Here is a 1,324-nt window from a genome sequence, read left to right on the forward strand (position 1 = left end):
GAGTCCGGCCTTCGGCACCATACAAAGCTTTTTTCAAGTCTACTAACGTCTACTTTAGTCCATAAAAACAGTAAGTTAAGCAGGTTTCTGGCTTTTCTTAGTCTGTACACGTCTACTCAATTCCTTGAACATATACCAACTGATGATGGTATAACTGATGGTATTCCCGGTTCGATTGATTTTGGTACCAACACTGGAGGTATCAACTGATGGCACTCACCGATATCAAAGTTAGGACTACCAAGCCCTCCGACAAACCCTTCAAACTCACAGATGGGCAGGGTATGCACCTGCTGATCAATCCCAATGGTTCAAAATACTGGCGACTCCAATACCGTTTCGGGGGCAAACAGAAAGTTTTAGCATTGGGTGTTTATCCAATGGTCTCTCTTGGTGAAGCCCGCAGGAAGCGAGATGAAGCCAAAAAGTTGGTATCTGATGGCATCGACCCTTCTGAGAAGAAAAAAACAGATAAGATCGAGCAAAGCGAAGCCTTGACATTCGAGGCTGTCGCAAGGGACTGGCATACTGCTTGTAAAAGGAAATGGTCTGATTCCCACAGCGAGAGAGTTCTAAAAAGCATGGAAGATGGTCTCTTTACTACTATTGGTAAAAGAAAAATATCCGAGCTTAATACCAGAGATCTTCTTGCCCCTATCAAGGCTGTTGAAGCTTCCGGGCGACTGGAAGTTGCTTCCCGACTACAGCAAAGAACGACGGCAGTAATGCGATATGCTGTCCAGAACGGGCTGATAGATTACAACCCTGCTCAGGAGATGGCAGGAGCTATTGCTGTAGCCAAAAGAATCCACAGGCCTGCTTTGCCATTCGAACGATTTTCAGAACTCTTAGAACGAATTGATAACTTCAAAGGTAGGAAACTCACGAAGTTAGCCGTAAAGCTGACATTGCTCATTTTTATCCGTTCCAGTGAACTCCGATTCGCAAGATGGTCGGAGATCGACTTTGAAAATGCGATGTGGACTATCCCTGGAGAACGCGAGCCATTGCCAGGAGTCAAATATTCCCATCGAGGCTCAAAAATGAAGACCCCACACCTCGTGCCGTTAAGTCGTCAGGCCTTAGAACTTCTAAAAGCAATCAGAGAAATCAGCGGTGAATGCGACCTTGTATTCATTGGCGATCATGATTTCAGAAAACCTATGAGCGAAAACACAGTCAACAAGGCACTAAGGTCGATGGGTTATGACACAACTGTTGAGGTATGTGGGCATGGTTTTAGAGCGATGGCTTGTAGTGCTTTGATCGAGTCAGGAAAGTGGTCGAGAGATGCTGTTGAGAGGCAGATGAGCCATCAGGAGCG

Annotated in this window: 1 protein-coding gene; it reads left to right on the forward strand. The window is 45.8% G+C overall.

What is annotated here, in order from left to right:
• Positions 1-209: 209 nt before the first annotated feature.
• Positions 210-1,324: integrase arm-type DNA-binding domain-containing protein (locus IM273_RS12640; protein ID WP_193055545.1), on the forward strand; the 1,115-nt coding region annotated here is incomplete at its 3' end.

Source organism: Enterobacter cloacae complex sp. P13B (genome assembly GCF_014895915.1).
Taxonomy (GTDB): Bacteria; Pseudomonadota; Gammaproteobacteria; order Enterobacterales; family Enterobacteriaceae; genus Enterobacter; species Enterobacter bugandensis.